General features: G+C 71.5%; 12 protein-coding genes. 6 read left to right on the top strand and 6 right to left on the bottom strand.

Features of this window, described 5'->3' with window-relative positions; translation table 11 throughout:
* Positions 1 to 41: 41 nt before the first annotated feature.
* Positions 42 to 1,631: an MFS transporter gene (locus tag ABLE68_RS07705; protein WP_348870730.1), complete on the top strand. Its 1,590-nt coding sequence runs from the start codon at positions 42 to 44 to the stop codon at positions 1,629 to 1,631.
* Positions 1,632 to 1,653: 22 nt separating this feature from the next.
* Positions 1,654 to 2,124, top strand: a complete 471-nt coding sequence (locus tag ABLE68_RS07700) for a nitroreductase family deazaflavin-dependent oxidoreductase (protein ID WP_348870729.1) — start codon at positions 1,654 to 1,656, stop codon at positions 2,122 to 2,124.
* Here ABLE68_RS07700 and ABLE68_RS07695 read toward each other — a convergent pair.
* The 6 genes from ABLE68_RS07695 to ABLE68_RS07670 all read right to left on the bottom strand — a co-directional run bounded on the left by ABLE68_RS07695 (position 2,121) and on the right by ABLE68_RS07670 (position 11,455).
* Positions 2,121 to 2,798, bottom strand: a complete 678-nt coding sequence (locus ABLE68_RS07695; protein WP_348870728.1) for a response regulator — start codon at positions 2,796 to 2,798, stop codon at positions 2,121 to 2,123. The genes ABLE68_RS07700 and ABLE68_RS07695 overlap by 4 nt on opposite strands.
* 160 nt (positions 2,799 to 2,958) lie before the next feature.
* Positions 2,959 to 5,439: a DUF4118 domain-containing protein gene (locus ABLE68_RS07690; protein ID WP_348870726.1), complete on the bottom strand. Its 2,481-nt coding sequence runs from the start codon at positions 5,437 to 5,439 to the stop codon at positions 2,959 to 2,961.
* A 2-nt stretch (positions 5,440 to 5,441) separates the two neighbouring features.
* Positions 5,442 to 6,056: a potassium-transporting ATPase subunit KdpC gene (kdpC, locus tag ABLE68_RS07685; RefSeq protein WP_348870725.1), complete on the bottom strand. Its 615-nt coding sequence runs from the start codon at positions 6,054 to 6,056 to the stop codon at positions 5,442 to 5,444.
* 2 nt (positions 6,057 to 6,058) lie between these two features.
* Positions 6,059 to 8,035, bottom strand: coding sequence for a potassium-transporting ATPase subunit KdpB (kdpB, locus tag ABLE68_RS07680; protein ID WP_348870724.1), 1,977 nt, complete (start codon positions 8,033 to 8,035; stop codon positions 6,059 to 6,061).
* Positions 8,035 to 9,699, bottom strand: coding sequence for a potassium-transporting ATPase subunit KdpA (kdpA, locus tag ABLE68_RS07675; protein WP_348870723.1), 1,665 nt, complete (start codon positions 9,697 to 9,699; stop codon positions 8,035 to 8,037). Before kdpA ends, kdpB begins: the two co-directional genes overlap by 1 nt.
* A 184-nt stretch (positions 9,700 to 9,883) precedes the next feature.
* Positions 9,884 to 11,455, bottom strand: a complete 1,572-nt coding sequence (locus ABLE68_RS07670; protein WP_348870722.1) for a bifunctional phosphatase PAP2/diacylglycerol kinase family protein — start codon at positions 11,453 to 11,455, stop codon at positions 9,884 to 9,886.
* Positions 11,456 to 11,586: 131 nt separating this feature from the next.
* Here ABLE68_RS07670 and serS point away from each other — a divergent pair, with 131 nt between their 5' ends.
* From serS to ABLE68_RS07650, 4 genes are read left to right on the top strand one after another with little or no spacing between them, the layout of a single operon-like run.
* Positions 11,587 to 12,855 (top strand): serine--tRNA ligase, encoded by a 1,269-nt coding sequence (gene serS / locus ABLE68_RS07665; RefSeq protein WP_348870721.1) that lies wholly within the window; start codon positions 11,587 to 11,589, stop codon positions 12,853 to 12,855.
* Positions 12,848 to 13,675 (top strand): HAD family hydrolase, encoded by an 828-nt coding sequence (locus tag ABLE68_RS07660; RefSeq protein ID WP_348870720.1) that lies wholly within the window; start codon positions 12,848 to 12,850, stop codon positions 13,673 to 13,675. Before serS ends, ABLE68_RS07660 begins: the two co-directional genes overlap by 8 nt.
* Positions 13,672 to 15,000, top strand: coding sequence for an HAD-IIB family hydrolase (locus tag ABLE68_RS07655; RefSeq protein WP_348870719.1), 1,329 nt, complete (start codon positions 13,672 to 13,674; stop codon positions 14,998 to 15,000). Before ABLE68_RS07660 ends, ABLE68_RS07655 begins: the two co-directional genes overlap by 4 nt.
* Positions 14,997 to 15,569 carry a hypothetical protein gene (locus tag ABLE68_RS07650; RefSeq protein WP_348870718.1) on the top strand — a complete coding sequence of 191 codons (573 nt, stop codon included), beginning with the start codon at positions 14,997 to 14,999 and terminating at the stop codon, positions 15,567 to 15,569. The genes ABLE68_RS07655 and ABLE68_RS07650 overlap by 4 nt, the downstream gene beginning before the upstream one ends.
* Positions 15,570 to 15,627 lie beyond the last annotated feature (58 nt).

The following is a 15,627-nucleotide window of genomic DNA, read 5'->3' as shown; positions in this document are numbered from 1 at the left end:
AGGTAATCGTTAAGTAGATGATGATTTGGTGGTTGATGAACATGGCTGACTCGACAGTGCAGGCCGAAGCCCCGGCGCCCGACCAGGGCAGGTGGTGGACCCTCGTCGCCGTGTGCACGGGCGTGTTCATGCTCCTGCTCGACGTGACGATCGTGAACGTCGCGCTCCCTGACATCCAGAGCCAGTTCGACGCGTCGCTCTCGGGCCTGCAGTGGGTGATCGACGCCTACGCGCTGAGCCTGGCCGCGTTGCTGCTCACGGCCGGCTCGCTCGCCGACATCTTCGGTCGCCGCAAGGTCTTCGTGATCGGTACGGCGCTCTTCACGATCGGCTCGCTGCTGTGCGGCCTCGCGCCGAGCATCGAGTTCCTCGCGATCGCCCGGGCCGCGCAGGGGATCGGTGGCGCCGCGATGTTCGCGACGTCGCTGGCGATCCTCGGCACGACGTACACCGGCAAGGACCGCGGCGTCGCGTTCGGCGCGTTCGGTGCGACCACCGGCGTCGCCGTGGCGATCGGTCCCGTGCTCGGCGGCATCCTCACCAGCGGCCTGTCCTGGCGCTGGATCTTCTTCGTCAACCTGCCGATCTGCCTGGTCGCGATGTTCATCTCGATGACCCGGGTGCACGAGTCGAAGAACCCGAACGCCGGTCGTCCGGACTGGATCGGGTTCGTCACGTTCAGCTCCGCGCTCGGCCTCCTGGTCTTCGGCCTGATCGAGGCCGGCAAGGACGGGTGGGGCGACCGGACGGTCGTCACCAGCCTGGTCGCCGCTGCGGTCCTGATGGCGGCCTTCGTGGTCAGCCAGCTGCGGCAGCAGGACCCGATGTTCGACCTGGCGCTGCTCCGGAAGCCGACGTTCACCGCCGGGCTGCTCGCGGCGTTCGGCGTCTCGGCGTCGATCTTCTCGCTGCTGACCTACATCGTGATCTACCTGCAGAACGTGCTCGGCTACTCCGCGGTGGAGACCGGCCTCCGGCTGCTCTTCCTCTCGGCGGCCACGTTCCTCGCCTCGGCGATCACGGGACGGTTCATGGACCACGTGCCGACCAAGTGGCTGATCGGTCCGGGCTTCCTGGTGCTGGGCGTCGGCCTGCTGCTCGTCGGCGGCATCGACACCGGCTCGAGCTGGACGCACCTGATCCCCGGCCTGATCGTCGCCGGCATCGGCGTCGGGATGATCAACCCGCCGCTGGTCTCGACCGCGGTCGGCGTGGTCGCCCCGGCCCGGGCCGGCATGGCCTCCGGGGTGAACTCGACTTTCCGCCAGGTCGGCATCGCGACCGGCATCGCCGCGCTCGGCTCGATCTTCAGCCACCAGGTCGCGGCCGCCCTGCACGACAAGCTGGCGGGCACGCCGGTCGCCGGCCAGTCGGACCAGATCGCCACGGCGGTCACCGGTGGCCAGGTCGGCGTCGTCATTCAGCAGGCGCCCGCCGCCGTACGCCCGGTGCTCGAGCACGCCGCCACCGCGAGCTTCGTCGAGGCGCTCAACCACATCGTGATGATCGGTGCCGGGACGGCGTTCGTCGTCGGCGCGCTGTGCCTGCTGCTCATCCGGCAGAAGGACTTCGTGCAGCACGGGCCGCCGCAGGCGTCGCCGGAGCCCGAGGAAGCCGTCGCCACGGCCTGAGCGGAGCCCTATAGTCCGGCGCATGATGAACCCGACGCGCTGGATGGCGATCAAGATCGGCTCGCTGCCGGGGCTGTCGCGCTTCTCGCGGCTGATCGTCGGCTCGGACCGGTTCATCCAGTGGGCGACCCGAGGCCGGCTGACGATCATGATGGCGACCGGGCTGCACGAGCTGGTCCTGCAGGTGCCCGGCCGCAAGACCGGCATCCTGCGCTCCACGCCGCTGCTGACGGTGCCGCACGGCGACGGGTGGCTGGTCGTCGGGTCGAACTGGGGCGCGGCCACGCCCCCGGCCTGGGCGGCCAACCTGCGCGACGCCGAGGAGCCGCTGGTGACCTTCAAGCGCCGGACCGTCGCCGTCGACGCCCGCGAGCTCACCGGCCCCGAGCGGGAGGAGAAGTGGGCGGCGGCCGTCGCCGGCTGGCCCGTCTACGCGAAGTACGCCGAGCGCACGGACCGCGAGCTCCCGCTCTTCTGGCTGACCCCGCGCTAGGGCTCCAGCGTGTAGCCCAGACCGGCCGTCGTGACCAGGTGCACCGGGTGCGCGGGGTCGTCCTCGAGCTTGCGACGCAGCTGGGCGGCGTAGACGCGCAGGTAGTGCGACTCGTGCTCGTACGCCGGTCCCCACACCTCGCGCAGCACCTGCTCGCGGGTCACCAGGCGGCCGACGTTGCGGGCCAGCAGCTCGAGGAACGCCCACTCCGTGGGCGTCAGGCGTACGTCGACCCCGGCGCGCGCGACCTTCTTCCGAGCCAGGTCGATGACCAGGTCGCCCGCGACCACCTCGGTCGTCTCCGGGCCGGCCTCCTGGCCGCGTCGTACGGCGGCGCGGAGCCGGGCCATCAGCTCGTTCATCGCGAACGGCTTGGTGATGTAGTCGTCCGCGCCGAGGTCGAGCGCCTCGACCTTGTCCTCGCCGTGCTGGCGCGCGGAGAGCACGACGATGGGGACCTTGGAGTAGCCGCGGAGCCCGGCGATCACCTCGGTGCCGTCCAGGTCGGGCAGGCCCAGGTCGAGGACGACCACGTCGGGGTGCTCGGTCGCGGCGGCCTCGAGGGCGGACCGGCCGTCGGCGGCGGTCACGACCTCCCAGCCGTGCGCGCGCAGGTTGATGGCCAGCGCGCGGGCGAGCGCCGGCTCGTCGTCGACCACGAGCACCTTGCTCATGCCGCGGTCCTCGACGCCGGGACAGCGGTGGACAGTCCACCGTTTCGCCCGCTAGAACGGTGGAGGATCCACCGCCGGGCGGACTCGGCTGCCGACAGCGGTGGGAGATCCACTGTTTCATCCGTCGGAACGGTGGAGGATCCACCGCTGCCCTGCCCGCTCATGCGCGCGGCACCGAGACGATCATCGTCAGTCCTCCACCCGGGGTGTCCTCGGCGCTCAGCGTGCCACCCAGCGCGTCGGTCAGCCCGCGTGCGACCGCGAGTCCGAGGCCCAGTCCGCCGCCGCTGGTGTCGTCGAGCCGCTGGAAGGGCTCGAACATCCGCTCCCGCTGCTGAGGGGGTACGCCGGGCCCGCGGTCGACCACGAGGATCTCGACCGAGCGGGGCAGCTCGTGGGCGAGCACCCGCACCGGGACCCCACCCGATGCCCGGACCGCGTTGGACACCAGGTTGGCGACCACGCGCTCCAGCAGGCCGGCGTCGGTGTGCACGAGGGGAGCGGCCTCGTCGACCTCGAGCGAGACGGCACCGGCCGGATAGCCGGTCACGGCCAGCGGCAGCACCTCCTCCAGGCTGCGGTCGCTGAGCACGGGATGGACCAGCCCGGACTGGATCCGCGACAGGTCGAGCAGGTCGTCGATGAGGTGCTCCAGCTGGTCGGTCGACGACTCGACCGCGGCGACCAGCTCGGCCCGGTCGGCCTCGCCCAGCGAGCCGGACACCAGCCCGTCGACCGACGTACGCATCGTGGCCAGCGGCGTGCGCAGGTCGTGGGACACCGCACGCAGGATGGCCGTGCTCGTCGCCTCCGCCCGCTCGAGGGTGGCCGCCCGGTCGCCGCGCTCGCGCAGGCGGCGGTACTCCAGCACCAGCCCGGTCTGCACCGCGAAGGCCTCCAGCACCCGCTGGTCGCTCGCCCGCAGCCGTTCGCCGCGCAGCACGATCACGTGGTCGTCGTCGACCCGCACCCGGGTGTCGCCGTCGTCCGGCGCGGTCGCTGGCGACGGGCCGCTCGCGGCGACCACCGTCCACCCGGCCGTGCCGCGCGCCAGCAGGGCGACGGAGTCCTGGCCGAAGAGCTCGCGGATCCGCTCGACCACCGCCTCGGCGGTGTCCTGACCGGTCAGCACCGACCGCGACAGCGAACCCATCGTCGCCGCCTCGGTGCGAGCGCGGACGGCGTCCGTGGCGCGCCGCGACGCCCGGTCGACGACGGTCGCGACCCCGACAGCGACGGCGAGGAAGACCACGAGCGCGACCAGGTTCGCCGGCTCCGAGATCGTGAAGCCGTGCACGGGCGGGGTGAAGAACCAGTTCATCAGCAGGAAGCCGACGACCGCCGCCGCCAGGGCAGGCAGCAGCCCGCCGACCAGGGCGACCAGCACGGTCACCGCCAGGAAGAGCAGCACGTCGAGGGGCAGCTGGTCCGGGTCGTTGAAGCGTCGCAGCACCAGGGTCAGCAGCACGGGGAGCAGGACCGAGGCGCCCAGCCCGATGACCTGCCGCTGCCGGGAGAGCGGGGAGAGGTACCACCGTGACCGGGTGCCGCGCGAGACCTGGTCGTGGGTGACCAGGTGGACGTCGATCGACCCGGCGAGCGAGGCGATCCGGTCGCCCGTCGTACCCGCGACCAGGCGGCGCAGGCGGCCGTGCCGGGAGACGCCGACGACGATCATCGTGGCGTTGGCGCCGCTCGCGAAGTCGACCACCGCGGCGGACACGTCCTCGCCGACGACCGAGTGGAACGTGCCGCCGAGGGACGCGACGAGCTGCTGGGACCGGGCGATGCGGGCGTCGTCGGGGTTGGCGATCCCGTCGTTCGCGATGACGTGCAGCGCGAGCAGCTCCGACCCGGCCGCGCGCTGGGCGAGCCGGGCGCCGCGCCGCAGCAGGGTCTCGCTCTCGACGCCTCCGGTGACGGCGACGACGATGCGCTCCTTGGCGGGCCAGGACGTCTCGATCGCGTGCGCGCGGCGGTAGTCGCCGAGCGCGTCGTCGACGCGGTCGGCCAGCCAGAGCAGCGCCAGCTCGCGGAGCGCGGTCAGGTTGCCGATCCGGAAGTACGACGTGAGCGACGCGTCGATCTGCTCGGGCCGGTAGATGTTGCCGTGGGCCATCCGGCGGCGCAGCGCGTCGGGGGACATGTCGACCAGCTGGATCTGGTCGGCCGTGCGCACCACCTCGTCCGGCACGGTCTCGCGCTGCCGGACCCCGGTGATCCGCTCGACCTCGTCGTTGAGCGACTCGAGGTGCTGGATGTTGACGGTGGTGATCACGTCGATGCCTGCGGCCCGGATCTGCTCGACGTCCGCGGCGCGCTTCTCGTGCCGGCTGCCCGGCACGTTGCTGTGGGCGAGCTCGTCGACGCAGACCACGGCCGGCGCCCGGGCGATCACCGCGTCGGTGTCCATCTCGGTGAAGGTCGTGCCGCGGTAGGAGATCTCCGCGCGCGGCACGACCTCGAGGCCGGCGACCATCTCGGTCGTGTGCTCGCGGTCGTGGGTCTCGACGTAGCCGACCACCACGTCGGTGCCCCGCTCGCAGCGCCGACGGGCCTCGCTGAGCATGGCGTAGGTCTTCCCGACGCCGGGCGCGGCGCCGAGGTAGACCGTCAGCCGCCCTCGGCGGGGCTCCTCCATGCTCACGATCCTGCCAGCACCCGCACGGCGATGTTGAGCTCGAGCACGTTGACACGCGGCTCACCCAGCACGCCCCAGGTCCGGCCCGAGGTGTGCTCGGCGACCAGACGGCGTACGGCGTCCTCGCTCAGGTCGTTGGCGGCCGCGACCCGGGGCACCTGGATGGCGGCGTACGCCGGCGAGATGTCGGGGTCGAGGCCGGACGCCGAGGAGGTGACGGCGTCGGGCGGTACGTCGGAGGGGTCGACCCTCTCGCGCTCCGCGACCTCGGCCTTCAGCTGCTTGATCGACGCCACCAGGTCGGGGTTGTTCGGCCCCAGGTTGGTGCCGTAGGTGCTGAGCATGTCGTAGCCGTCGCCCGCTGCGGACGGCCGGTTCTGGAAGAGGCCGTCGTCGTCGACCGTCTGGCCGATGATCGCCGAGCCGACGGCCTGGCCGGCGTCGGTGGTGTGGCTGCCGGTCGCGGTGACCAGCGAACCGTCCGCGTGCCAGGGGAAGGCGACCTGGGCGATGCCGGTGACGGCGAGGGGGTACGCGACGCCGAGCAGCAGCGTCATCGCGACGAGCACCCGCAGGCCGGCGAGGCTGTGGCGGAAGAGCGTGTAGAGGTCCTTCATGATCAGACTCCTGGGATCAGCGAGATGACGAGGTCGAGCAGCTTGATCCCGACGAACGGGGCGACCAGGCCACCGACGCCGTAGATCAGCAGGTTGCGGCGCAGCAGGTCCGAGGCGGACGAGGGCCGGTAGCGCACGCCGCGCAGCGACAGCGGGATCAGCGCGATGATCACCAGCGCGTTGAAGACCACCGCCGAGACGATCGCGGAGTCGGGGCTGGACAGGTGCATCACGTTGAGGACGTCCAGCTGCGGGAACGCGACGACGAACATCGCCGGCAGGATCGCGAAGTACTTCGCGACGTCGTTCGCGACCGAGAAGGTCGTGAGCGCCCCACGGGTGATCAGCAGCTGCTTGCCGATCTCGACGATGTCGATCAGCTTGGTCGGGTCGGAGTCGAGGTCGACCATGTTGCCGGCCTCCTTGGCCGCGGTCGTCCCGGTGTTCATGGCGACACCGACGTCCGCCTGGGCCAGCGCGGGCGCGTCGTTGGTGCCGTCGCCGCACATCGCGACCATCCGGCCGCCCTCCTGCTCCTTGCGGATCAGCGCCATCTTGTCCTCGGGCGTGGCCTCGGCGAGGAAGTCGTCGACGCCAGCCTCCGCTGCGATCGCGGCCGCGGTGACGGCGTTGTCGCCGGTGATCATCACCGTGCGGATGCCCATCGCGCGCATCTCCTCGAAGCGCTCGCGGATGCCGTCCTTGACGACGTCCTTGAGGTGGATGACGCCGAGCAGGCGCCCGGTGTCGGCCACCACCAGCGGCGTACCGCCCGTGGAGCTGACCCGCTGGACCAGCTCGTCGAGCTCGGGGGTCGTGCCGCCCGCCCACGCCGTGACGGCGGAGGCCGCGCCCTTGCGGACCTCGCGGCCGTCGAGGTCGATGCCGCTCATCCGGGTGTTGGCGCTGAACGGCACCAGGACCGCATCCGGTGGTTGAGGAAGGCGCTCTGCGCCTGTCTCGAAACCCCGGACGAGCGTGACGATCGAGCGCCCCTCGGGCGTCTCGTCGGCGAGCGAGGACAGCAGCGACGCCTCTGCCAGCTCCTCGGGCGAGACACCGGACAGCGGCAGCAGCTCGGAGGCCTGCCGGTTGCCATGCGTGATGGTGCCGGTCTTGTCGAGGAGGAGCACGTCGACGTCGCCTGCCGCCTCGACCGCGCGGCCGGACATCGCCAGCACGTTGCGACGCACCAGCCGGTCCATGCCCGCGATGCCGATCGCGGAGAGCAGCGCCCCGATGGTGGTCGGGATCAGGCAGACCAGCAGTGCGGTCAGCACGATCAGCGACTGGTGGGCGTCGCTGTAGTCGGCCACGAACCAGAGCGACCCGACGACGACGACGAAGATCGCCGTGAGCGATGAGAGCAGCACGTTGAGCGCGATCTCGTTGGGGGTGCGCTGCCGCTCGGAGCCCTCGACCAGGGCGATCATCCGGTCCACGAAGGACTGGCCCGGGTCCGAGGTGATCCGCACGACGATCTCGTCGGAGAGCACCACGGTCCCGCCCGTGACCGCGGACCGGTCGCCGCCGGACTCCCGGATGACGGGCGCGGACTCGCCGGTCACCGCCGACTCGTCGACCGACGCGACGCCCTCGATGACGTCGCCGTCGCCGGGGATCCGCTCGCCGGCCGCGACCACGACCACGTCGCCGGTCCGCAGGTCGGTGCTGGCGACGACGTCGAAGCCGCCACCGGGTCGACGGCGGCGTGCCGTCGTCTCCTGCTGGAGCGCCCGCAGACTCGCCGCCTGTGCCTTGCCCCGGCCCTCGGCGACGGACTCGGCGAGGGTGCCGAAGAGGACGGTCAGCCAGAGCCAGACCGTCACGATCCAGCCCATGGTGGAGGGGTCGACGACCGCCATCACGGTGGTGGCGGCGGCGCCGATCTCGACGACCAGCATCACGGGGGTGTGCCACAGCTCGCGGGGATCGAGCTTCTTCACGGCGCCGGGCAGCGCCTCACGAACGTTCATCATCACGACAGGGACTCCGCGATCGGACCGAGGGCGAGCACCGGGACGTAGGTCAGACCGACCACGACCAGGGCGACGCCCGAGAGGAGCGCCACGAACAGTGGCTTGTGGGTGGGCAGGGTGCCGGCCCCCGGCGGCAGGTGCTGCTGGCTGGCGAACCGCCCGGCCAGCGCGAGGACGAAGATCATCGGCAGGAACCGGCCGACCAGCATCAGGAGGCCGAGCAGCGTGTTCCAGAACGGCGTGCCGGAGGTGAGGCCGCCGAACGCCGAGCCGTTGTTGTTGGCGGCCGACGTGACGGCGTACAGCGCCTCGGAGAGGCCGTGCGGCCCGGTCTCCTGGAGACCGGCGAGGCCCTGGTTCGCGGTGATCGCGACGGCGATGCCGGTCAGGACGAGCACCGGCGTGGCGAGCACGTAGAGCGCGACGAGCACGATCTCGCGCTGACCGATCTTCTTGCCGAGGTACTCCGGGGTCCGGCCGACCATCAGGCCGGCGAGGAAGACCGTGACGATCGCGAGCATCAACATGCCGTAGAGGCCCGAGCCGACGCCGCCGGGGGCGATCTCGCCGAGCATCATGTTGAACATCGCGACGCCACCGCCGGGTGCGGTGAGTGAGTCGTGCATCGAGTTGACGGCTCCGGTGGACGTGCCGGTCGTCGCCGCGGCGAAGAGCGCCGACGCGGCGGTGCCGAAGCGGACCTCCTTGCCCTCCATCGCGCCGCCGGCGGCCGCAGGCGCCAGGCCGGGACCGGCCATCTCCGCCCAGGTGAGCAGCGCGATCGCCGTGCCCAGCAGCAGCGTCATCACGGAGATGATCGCGACGCCCTGGCGGCGGTCCTTGACGATCAGGCCGAACGCCCACGCCATCGCGAACGGGATCACCAGCATCAGGAAGATCTGGAAGAGGTCGGTGAACGGCGTCGGGTTCTCGAACGGGTGGGCGGAGTTGACGTTGTAGAAACCACCGCCGTTGGTGCCGAGCTGCTTGATCGCCTCCTGGCTGGCCACCGGGCCGCCCGTCACCTGCTGGCTGCCGCCGGTCAGGGTCTCGAGCGTCCGCGTGCCCATCAGGTTCTGGATCGCGCCGAACGCGACCAGCACCAGCGCCGAGACCACGGCGACCGGCAGCAGCACGCGGAAGGTGCCGCGAACCAGGTCGGACCAGAAGTTGCCGACCCGACCCCCTGCGAGGCTCCGCGCGAGACCGCGGGCGAACGCCGCCGCGACGGCCATGCCGACCGCGGCCGAGACAAAGTTCTGCACGGTCAGGCCCGACATCTGGAAGAGGTGTCCGACGGTCGACTCTCCGGAGTACCACTGCCAGTTGGTGTTGGTCACGAAGCTGACGGCGGTGTTCCACGCGCCGTCGGCCGGCAGCCCGGCGTACCCCAGGCTCAGCGGCAGGTGCGCCTGCACCCGGCCGAGCAGGTAGAGCGCCAGCACGCTGACCAGCGAGAAACCCAGCACGGACATCGTGTAGGTCTTCCAGTGCTGGTCGGCGTCCGGGTCGACGCGCAGCAGGCGGTAGGACGTCCGCTCGACCGCGAGGTGCTTCGGCGACGTGTAGACGTTGGCGAGGTAGCGCCCCAGGAGCGGGACCGCGACCGCCAGCGCGACGACGAGCACCGCGATCTGGCCGAGGGCGGGAGCGAGGCTGCTCACTTGAGCCGCCGATCCAGGGCACCCACCACGAGGGCGAGCAGCCCGAAGACCGCGAGGGTCAGGAGCACGTAGATGAGATCAGGCACGACCCAGTTCTAGGTCGGTCCGACCGCTCACCCGGCTCGTGTTGACGGTTCCTTGACGGTGACCCGGCTCTTCTTGACGCGAATTGGTCGTCGACCCGTCAGCGGGGGACGCGCACCAGCAGTCGCCCGTGGATGCACTCCATGCGCAGCTCGCGGCCGGGACCGATCGAGTCGCCGTCGAGCTGACGGGGGGTGTCGGTCGCCGCGCGTACGACGACCGTCGAGCCGGTCATCCGGTTGACCAGGTCGTCGGTGCGCGGCCGGCGGGCGAGCACCCGGTAGGCGAGCGGGACCCAGGACAGGAACTTCCGCGGGTGCAGCAGCACGACGTCGAGCACGCCGTCGTCGATGGCGGCGTCGGGCAGCAGCGGCATCCCCGCCTGCAGGTAGCCGACGTTGCCGACGACGATCGTGCGGGCCCGGTGGGTCGTGAACTCGCCGCCGTCGACCGAGACCTCGACCTTCACGGCGGGGAACATCAGCGACTTGAGCGCCGACAGCACGTAGGCGAGCCAGCCCACCCGCTTCTTGATGTCCTCGTTGACGCCCTCCATGATCGCGGCGTCGAACCCCATCCCGGCCATCACCATGAAGTGGGTGTCCTCGAAGCCGTCGCCGGAGACCTTGGCCAGGTCGATGGCCCGGTCCTGACCGGTGAGCGCGACGTCGATCGCGGCACGGATGTAGAGCGGGATGTCGAGGTTGCGAGCCAGCAGGTTGCCGGTGCCCGCGGGCACGATGCCGACCGGGATGCCGGTGCCGGCCAGCTCCGCGCACACCTCGCGCACCGTGCCGTCGCCGCCGCAGACCAGCACCAGGTCGGCGCCCGCGACCGAGGCCGCGGTGGCCATGCCGGTGCCGGGGTCCTCGATGGTCGTGTAGTGCCAGCTCGGGGTCGACCAGCCGGCCTCGGCCGCCATGGTGGTGACGATCGCCTTGAACTGGCCGACGTCCTCGACCTTGATCGGGTTGAGCACGACGGCGAGCTGCCGCTCCGAGACGTAGACCTCGGGCAGCGGCTCGAAGTTTGCCGACCGGCTGCGCGGCAGCGGGTTGTAGAGGCCGATGCCGAGCAGCACCATGCCGGCGCCGAGGAGCACGCCGCCGACCACGTCGGTCGGGTAGTGCCGGCCGAGCAGCACCCGGTCGACGCAGACCAGTGCGATGACGAGCACCGCGGCGACGTACGTCGTCCGACGGATGCTCGCGCGCCGGACCAGCATCGACACCAGGATGATCACCACCCCGCCGATAGCGGTGGCCGCCGACGCGTGCCCGGACGGGAAGGCGCCGTTGTGCAGCAGGGCGTCCGTGCTCTGCCACGGCGGCCGGCTGCGGTCGGTGAGCGCCTTGATCACCGTCGTGGTGAGCGCCGTCGCGACCATCACGCCCACCGTGAAGAAGGCGGCCCGCCGGTGCTTGCGGAACAGCACGCCGAACAGGACCACCGTGTAGGCCGTCATCGCGATCGTGCCGAAGGCCACCTCGACCACCCGCAGCGCGCTGTGCAGCCAGTCGGTGTCGGTCGCCCACTCCTGGGCGCTCTGGCCGCGGTCGTCCAGGGACACGAGCCAGGCCCAGTCGGAGGCGACGCCGACGCCGAGCAGCGCGAACAGGACGAAGCAGGCGGCTGCCCAGCTCAGCACGATGGCGCGGGGTCGGTCGAGCATGGTCGGAAGTATGCCCGGCCCCGCGCAGGGGGATCTCACGCGCGCCGTCGGGCGGCGCCCGGATAGCCTGACGGCATGACCTCACCCCACGACGTCACTCGCTTCGCTCCTGACGACGCGGGGACCCCGAGATGATCGACCCGCGCATCCTCCGAGACGACCCCGACCGCGTTCGAGCAGCCCAGGCCAAGCGCGGACTGTCCGGCGACGTCGTGGACCGGGCGCTGGCCGCCGACGCGGCCCGCCGGGCGGCGATCATGGCGTTCGAGGCCAAGCGCGCGGAGCAGAAGCAGCTCGGCAAGCTGATCCCCCAGGCGCAGGGCGACGAGAAGCAGGCGCTGCTCGCCCAGACCAAGACGCTGGCCGCCGAGGTCAAGGAGGCGGAGGCCGCCCAGGCCGTCGCCGAGGAGGCCTGGCAGACCGAGGTCATGTCGATCCCCAACCTGGCTGCCGACGAGGCGCCTGCGGGTGGCGAGGACGACTTCACGGTCATCGAGCGGGTCGGCACGCCCGTCGAGTTCGACTTCGAGCCGCGCGACCACATCGAGCTGGGCAAGCTCCTCGGCGCGATCGACATCGAGCGGGGCGCCAAGGTCTCGGGTTCGCGCTTCTACTTCCTGACCGGCGTCGGCGCCGAGCTCGAGTTCGCCCTCATCAACCTCGCCAACGAGACGGCCCGCGAGCACGGCTTCACCCAGGTGATCGCGCCGTCGATGGTCAAGCCCCGTGCCATGGACGGCACCGGCTTCCTCGGCCAGGCGGCCGACGACGTCTACCGCATCGAGGGCCAGGACATGTACCTCGTCGGGACCTCGGAGGTCCCGATGGCGGCGTACCACTCCGACGAGATCCTCGACGGCGCCAAGCTCCCGCTGCGCTACGCCGCGTTCAGCCCCTGCTTCCGCAAGGAGGCCGGCTCGCACGGCAAGGACACCAAGGGCATCATCCGCGTCCACTGGTTCGACAAGGTGGAGATGTTCGTCTACACCACGCTCGAGGAGTCGTACGCCGAGCACGAGCGGCTGCTCGGCATCGAGAAGGCGTTCCTCGACAAGCTCGAGCTCGCCTACCAGGTGATCGACACCGCGGCCGGCGACCTCGGCCTCTCGGCCATCCGCAAGTTCGACTGCGAGGCGTGGATCCCGACCCAGGGGAAGTACCGCGAGCTCACCTCGACCTCCAACTGCACCGAGTTCCAGACCCGCCGGCTCGACATCCGCGGGCGGTTCCCCGAGGGCGTCAAGCACATCGCGACGCTCAACGGCACGCTCTGTGCCTCGACCCGCACCATCGTCGCGATCCTCGAGACGCACCAGCAGGCCGACGGCTCGGTCCGGGTCCCGAAGGCGTTGCAGCCCTGGCTCGGCGGCCGCGAGGTCCTGGAGCCCATCGGTGACTGAGGCCTGGCGGCCGAAGCTGGTCGCCCTGGACATCGACGGCACGATCCTGAAGTGGGTCGAGGGCGCCGGGATGACCCACGAGGAGATCTCGCCCGCGGTGCACGCCGCGGTCCAGCGGGCCCTCGACGCCGGTGCACACGTCGTCCTCGCGAGCGGGCGATCGCCGCACGGCATGGCGCCCATCGCCGACCTGCTCGACCTGTACGACGAGGCGCGCGGCCGGCTCTGGATCGTCGCGTCGAACGGCGCGGTCGTCTTCCGCTACCCGCCGCTCGAGGTCGTCCACGAGGAGAAGTTCGACGCCCGGCCGGCGGTCGAGGCGATCCTCGAGCGCCACCCCACGGCCCTGGTCGCGGTCGAGGAGCGCGGCGTCGGCTACCGGGTCAACTCCCACTTCCCCGAGGGCGAGCTCTCCGGCGACATGATCGTCACCGAGGTCGACGACCTGCTCGCCGCCGAGGTGAGCCGCGTGATCATCCGCGACCCCGACTCCACCGCCGACGAGTTCGTCGCCCTGGCCGCGGACCTCGGGCTGCACGGCACCAACTACGTCGTCGGCTGGACCGCGTGGCTCGACCTGGCCCCGGTCGGGGTCTCCAAGGCGTCCGGTCTCCAGCACGTCGCCGACCAGCTCGGCCTGACCGCCGACGACGCGCTCGCGGTCGGCGACGGCCGCAACGACCTCGAGATGTTCGCGTGGGCGCACCGGGGCGTGGCGATGGGCCAGGCCATCGAGGAGGTCCTCGCGGCGGCCGACGACGTGACCGGCAGCGTGTACGACGACGGCCTGGCCACGGAGCTGGACAAGTACTTCGGATGAGCCTTCCCGCCCTGGTCGCGACGGAGCGGCTGACCCTCCCGGTCTGGACGCCGGGTGAGGCTGCCGACATCCGCGAGGGCCGCTCCCGCGAGGGCTGGCACCGCGACTACCCGCGCCAGGACGACCGTGACGCGGCGACCATGTACCAACCCGGTGACCCGTGGTCGCCGCGCCACATCGTCCGCGGCGCGACCGCGCTGGGCTCGATCGGTTTCTTCGGCCCGCCCGAGCCGGCCGCCGACGGCGTCCTCGAGGTCGAGGTCGGCTACGGCCTGGTCGACGAGGCGCAGGGGTGGGGCTTCGCGACCGAGGCGCTCAAGGCGCTGCTCGTCGAGACCGACGCCCTCGGCGTACGCGTCCGCGCGAGCGTCGAGCCCACCAACAAGCCCAGCATCCGGGTGCTCGCGAAGTGCGGCTTCACCGAGCTCCGCGGCGCCAACGACGACGGCGAGCTCGTGATGGCCCGCCCGCTGCCGGGCACCACGTTCATCGAGGCCCGACCTCGGCGCTCCGCGACGCCCCGGCTCGTCGCGACCGACCTCGACGGCACCCTGGTCCGCTCCGACGGCACGGTGTCGGCCTACACCCACGACGTCCTGCTGGCCGTCGAGCAGCTCGGCGTCCCGGTCGTGTTCGTCACCGGGCGGCCACTGCGCTGGGCCGAGGACGTCTTCGACTACGTCGGTCAGCACGGGCTCGCCGTCGTCTCCAACGGCGCCCTCGTGTGGGACGTCGCCCGCCACGACGTCCACCTGCTCCGCCCGATCGAGCCCGAGCTGGGCGTGGCCGTCTGCCGGCTGCTCCGGGAGGCCGTCCCCGGCACGACCTTCGCGGTCGAGACCCTCGACGGCATCGGCCTCGAGCCCGAGTTCATCGAGCGGCACCCGATGCCGGACGACGCGCGGCGCGCCCCGATCGAGGAGCTCTTCGACCGGCCCGCGGTCAAGCTGCTCGCCCGCCACGAGGAGCTCGCCCCGCAGGAGTTCTGGGACCAGGCCGAGGCCGCCGTCGACGGCCGTCTGGTCATCACCTGGTCCTCGACGACGTCGCTGCTCGAGATCAGCGCGCCTGGCGTGACGAAGGCGTCGACCCTCGAGCTGCTCTGCGCCGACGTGGGCGTCGACGCGGCCGACGTGATCGCCTTCGGCGACATGCCCAACGACCTGCCGATGCTGACGTGGGCAGGCACGTCGTACGCCATGGCCGACGCCCACCCGACCGTCGTCGAGGCCGCCGACCACGTGGCGCCCGGTCACGACGAGGACGGGGTCGCCCAGGTGCTGGCTGGTGTCTTCAACCTGCCGTCTGCTGAGATGGAGACGTGATCCGCCGCCTGCTCGCCGTCCTGCTGCTCTCCAGCGGCACCGTCGTCGCGCTCGGCGCTCCCGCTCTCGCGTGCCCCAAGGCCACCGGCCCGGACGACATCGCGTCGCACACCGCCAAGGCCACCGATGTCTTCACCGGCACGGTCGGCGAGCACCGCACCGACGGGTCCGACCTCGTCTACACGGTCGAGGTCGCGCGGGTCTACAAGGGCCAGGTCGACACCGCCGAGGTCGAGATCGTCACCCCCGACAGCAACCGGGCCTGCGGCCTGACCGACCTGCCGAAGGGCGAGGACTACGTCTTCTTCGCGAAGCGCTCCGACGCCACGCTCAACGTCGACCAGCAGGACGGCACCGCGCCCGCGACCGACAAGCGGGTCGCCAAGGTCGAGGACATGCTCGGCAGCGGACACGCGCCGACCCCGCCCGAGCCGGTCGAGGCGACCTTCACGACCGTCGCCGACGAGCCCGCCGAGTTCCAGCGCCTGGCCGCACCGGGCGCGGCGCTGGTCATCGCCGGCGTGCTCGGCCTGCTTCTCGCCTTCGGGCTCTCCCGCCGCCGCTCCTAGGTCGGAATCCCCGGTTCACCGGGTATCCCGACGCTTCTCGGGTGTTGCAACGCCCGAG

This window comes from Nocardioides pollutisoli (genome assembly GCF_040045055.1).
Classification (GTDB): Bacteria; Actinomycetota; Actinomycetes; order Propionibacteriales; family Nocardioidaceae; genus Nocardioides; species Nocardioides tweenelious.
Note: the sequence above shows the minus strand (reverse complement) of the source record. Positions and strands in the feature narration are given on the sequence as shown.